At 69.8% G+C, this 4,516-nt stretch carries 3 protein-coding genes; all 3 read left to right on the top strand.

Features of this window, described 5'->3' with window-relative positions:
- Positions 1 to 883: DUF2345 domain-containing protein (locus AC27IO_RS20870; RefSeq protein ID WP_498740553.1), on the top strand; the 883-nt coding region annotated here is incomplete at its 5' end.
- A gap of 38 nt (positions 884 to 921) precedes the next feature.
- Positions 922 to 1,389: a DcrB-related protein gene (locus tag AC27IO_RS20865; RefSeq protein ID WP_284403008.1), complete on the top strand. Its 468-nt coding sequence runs from the start codon at positions 922 to 924 to the stop codon at positions 1,387 to 1,389.
- 90 nt (positions 1,390 to 1,479) lie between these two features.
- Positions 1,480 to 4,516: DUF6531 domain-containing protein (locus tag AC27IO_RS20860; RefSeq protein ID WP_498740552.1), on the top strand; the 3,037-nt coding region annotated here is incomplete at its 3' end.

Here is a 4,516-nt window from a genome sequence, read left to right as displayed (position 1 = left end):
CAAGGTGGCGAGCAACAACCCGGACGGGTTCGATCAACTGGGCAGCGGGCTGGCCGGCACCGCGGCGCTGATGAAAGAGGCCGGAAGCGCCGTGAAGGCCATGGACTCGGCCATCGGCGCCATCAACGGCCTCAAGACCTCGCACATGATGGCTTTGGGCGCCGGGGTCGCTTCCATGGTCGGCGGCCAGGCCGGGGCGTCGTCCCTGGCGAAGGCCGCCGCGGCCGTCGCCGCCTTTGCCGATGCCGGCGGGGCCGGCGGTGGAGGGGGCGGGCCCGAGGTCAGCATGCCGACCAACACCGACCCGGCCATGCCGCAGTCGCAGGCGCTGCGCGAGCTGTCCAAGGACATCACGAAACCCATCGTGTCCATCGTCAGCCCCGAGGGGCATTCGATGATCAGCCCCAAGCCCATCGTGATCAGCTCCGGGCAGAGCGCATCGATGCACGCCACGCAGCACATCACGGTATCGAGCGGCGCGCAGCTCACCCAGCTGGCCAAGGGCGGCATGCTCACCCACGTCTCCCAGGGCGGGCAGCGCAACACCGTGAGCCAGGGCGACGTGGCCTCCGAGGCGCAGGCCGGCCACATGAACCTCACGGCCAACCAGAACATCACCATGGCGTCCAAGACGCTCGATGCGAGCGTGCTGGGCCACGAGAACGTCAACATCAAGGCCACGCAGGATTCGGTCCTGGTCGATGCCGGGCAGCACATCCGCCTGGAGGCGGCCGACAGCATCACCCTGGTGTGCGGCAAGGGCAAGGCCTACATCAAGCTCACCAAGGACGGGGACATCGAGATCGTCGGCGTGCGCAAGGGCCTGCTGCGCTTCACGGAAAGCCTCGACGAGTTCGGCAAGCCCATCAACATGAACTGCTGACCCACCGGCATCGCCGGCAGCAGCCTAGGAATCCATCCATGCAATACCACATCCAGGAGGCGGCCTTCGAGCTGCCCTCCGACGGCTTCATCGACCGCAGCGTGAACGTGCTCATCTTCGGGGACCCGGCGCTGCCGTTCAACGTGGTCGTCACCCGCGACTACTTCGACGAAGGCAGCGGGATCGAGGCGCTGCTGCAGGAGCAACTGCGTGCGCTGTCCACCGTGGGCAAGAGCTACAAGCAGCTCGACATGAGCCGGGCGCGCCTGCCGCTACACGGCCCCGCCGGTGAGCCGCCGGCCAACGAAACCGCTGCCCCCAACGCCGTGGGTGCCTCGGTCTCGTACAGCAAGCAAGGTCACACGCTGTACCAGCGCATCGTGCTGATCGAGCTGCCCGAGCGCAAGGCGCTGGTGCTCACCGGCACCCATGCGGCGCCCTGGAAGCCGCACCACGAAGCGCAGTGGGCGTCCATCCTGCAAAGCGTGCGCGTGCGGCCGCAGTAAGGCACGCCCCCAAGGCTCCACGCCGCCCTCGCGACAGACCGCACGGCCTTTTACAAACCCGCCCACCGGCGTACCTTCCTTCCGCGCTCCATGCCCAAAGCCGCCCGCCTGCACGATCCCATCGCCCACACCTACGCCCGCGAGGGCCATGCGGCGGGGGCGGCCACGGCGGTGGCGATCGAGTTCGGGGCGGCGGTGGCGATCGGCGCGGCCGTGGGCACCATCGCCTGCCCGGGGCTCGGCACCCTGGCGGGCTTTCTGATCGGCGCGGCCGTGTTCGTGGGCACGCTGGTGGTGAGCCACATGTTCAGCCTGGTGGGCGACTTCTTCCAGTCGTTCGGGGAGGCGCTGGGGCGAAGTTTCAGCTCCGATTGCGGCGAGCTCACCGCGACGGGGTCGGCCACGGTCTTCATCAACAAGCTGCCCGCCATCCGCGCCGGGCTGGACGTGGCCATGTGCGACAAGCACAGCATGCCGCCCAGTCTCGTCAACTTCGGCAGCGAGAACATCTTCATCGACACCTTCCGCGCCGGCCGCGAGGGCGACTACGTGGACTGCGAGGCCAAGATCAGCAAGGGCTCGGAGGACGTCAACTTCGGCGGCGAGTCGGTGCCCGTGGCCAATTTCCGGGCGCAGGAAATCCCGGACTCCGACCGCGAGCTGGCGGCCAAGGCCCGGTTCTGGGCCGGCATCCTGGGCGGGGCCGCGGGCGCCCTGAAAGCCGGCATCAAGTGCTTCGGCATTGCCGTGGGCATGGGTGTGGTGGGGGCCAAGGTGCTGGGCGAGGTCATGCCCTCCTTCGATGGCGGGCAGGGCGCGGCGAAGGGCGCGGGCAACAGCGCCGGCACCGCCCTGGGCAACCTGCTGCAGGGCAAGCCCGTGCACGCCGTCACCGGGGCCAAGGTGCTGCTGGGCGACGACGACACCGACTTCGCGTTGAGCGGCGCGCTGCCCATCGTGTGGCAGCGCACCTATGCCTCCACCGACGCGCGCACCGGCGTGCTGGGAACGGGCTGGAGCCTGCCTTTCAGCGTGGAGCTGGTGTTCCAGGACGGCAAGGCCCATTACATCGACGAGCAGGGGCGCGGCATTCCCTTCGACGACCTGCCGCCGGGCGGGCAGATGTTCAGCGTGCCCGAGGGCCTGCAACTGAGCCGCAGCGAAGGCGGGGTCTACTACATCGGCATGCCCTCGGTGGGTTGGGTCTACACCTTCGGCGCGCGCCGGAGCCAGGCCGAAGGCGAGCGCCTGTCCCTGCTGCAATGGGCCGACCTGAACCACAACGCCATCGATTACCACCGCGACGCCCAGGGCCTGGTGCGCCACATCACCGACACCAGCGGCCACCGGCTGGCGCTGCACTACACCCCGGACGCGGTGGCCGGCAGTGGGCCGCGCCTGTTGCGCATCGACCTCACCGCGGGCGGGCCGCCTGGCACCCTGGTCGAATACCGCTACAGCACCGAAGGCGACCTGGTCCAGGTGACCGACCGCACCGGCCGCACGGTGCGCCGCTTCGAATGGGCACAGCACACGATGGTGGCCCAGACCTTCGAAAGCGGCTTGGTCGCCCACTACCAGTGGGACCGGCCGGGCCCGCAAGGCCGCGTGCTGCGCCACTGGCTCGACGATGCGGGCGGCGGCCTGCCGGCAACCAGCTGGACCTTCGAATACGACCTGCCCGGCGAAGCCGACGGCGACCGCCGCACGCGCGTTACCGACCACCTGGGGCGCGTGCAGCTCTTCGACCACGACGCGGACCAGAACGTCACCCGCTACGAAGACCCCCTGGGCCACATCCAGCGCATGGAATGGAACGGCCAGTGGCAATTGCTGGCGTGGACGCGGGCGGATGGCACCCGCTTCACCTTCGACTACGACCGCCTGGGCAACCTCGTGCACGCCACCGACCCGCTGGGCCAGAGTGCGCGCATCGACTGGCACGAACGCTTGCAGCGCATCCGCGCTACGACGGCCGTGGACGGCTCGCGCTGGCACTACGAATACGACGAACGCGGCAACTGCACCGAAGTGCTGGGCCCGCCCCTGGCGCAGGATGCGCCGGATGCGTCCCTTGCGCCGGATGCAAACCCTTCGGGCACCCCGGCCGACGCCCGCTACCGGGAGGCCACCGTGTACGACGCGCGCGGCCTGCCCGTGCTCACCACCGATGCCAACGGGGGCCGCCAGCAATGGCGCTGGACGCCGCAGGCCCTGCTGGCCAGCCACACCGACTGCTCGGGCAAGACCACCCGCTTCGAATACGACGCCAACGGCCACCTGCGGGTGCGCACCGATGCCCTGGGCCAGTCCACCCGGTACATCCACGACCCGCTGGGCCGCCTGCTGAGCGTGCAGCACCCCGATGGCAGCGTGCAGAACTACGGCTACGACGCGGCCGGCCGGCTGGCCTCCACCAGCGATTCGAGCCAGCGTGCGACCCGCTACCAGTACAACCTGCATGGCCAGCTGCTGACCCTGCAGGCCCCGAACGGCCGCGCCATCCACCTGGGCTACGACGCGGCGCACCGCTTGGCCACGCTGGTCAACGAGAACCACGCCAGCTACGAGTTCGCCTACGACACCGCCGACCGCCTGCTGGAAGAGCGCCGACCCGATGGCAGCCGCCACGCCCTCGACTACGACCCCGCCGGCCGCGTGGTGGCCTTGGTGGAACACCCGGGCGAGGACGACGTGCGCCTGCAGGGCATTGCCGGGCATGTGCCGGCCTCGCCCATCCGCACCCTCTACCGGCGCGATGCGCTCGGGCGCCTGCAGGAAAAGCAGATCCTTCCCTCCGGCGAGGGCGCGCCGGGCGGCGCCCTGCTGCAGCGCTTTGCCTACGACCCGCTGCACCGGCTGGTGCGCGCGCAAATGCTGGACGCTGAGACGCAGGCCCCGGTCCACACGCTGGAGTACGCCTACAACGCCCTCGGCGATGTGGTGAAGGAGGCCGCCACCGACGCCGCCACCGGCGAGCGCACCGAACTGCGCCATGCCCACGATGCCCTGGGCAACCGCACCGAGACGGGCCTGCCCGATGGGCGCACGCTGCACCACCTGTACTACGGCAGCGGGCATCTGCACCAGATCCATCTGGACGGCGTGGTCGTGGCCGACATCGAGC

It is taken from the genome of Acidovorax sp. KNOB132 (assembly GCF_057541515.1).
This window is presented reverse-complemented; position numbering and strand designations above follow the sequence as displayed.

Excerpts from the sequence above, each read along its gene's own strand:
- AC27IO_RS20865 (WP_284403008.1), top strand. The coding sequence starts at position 922 with ATGCAATACCACATCCAGGAGGCGGCCTTCGAGCTGCCCTCCGACGGC.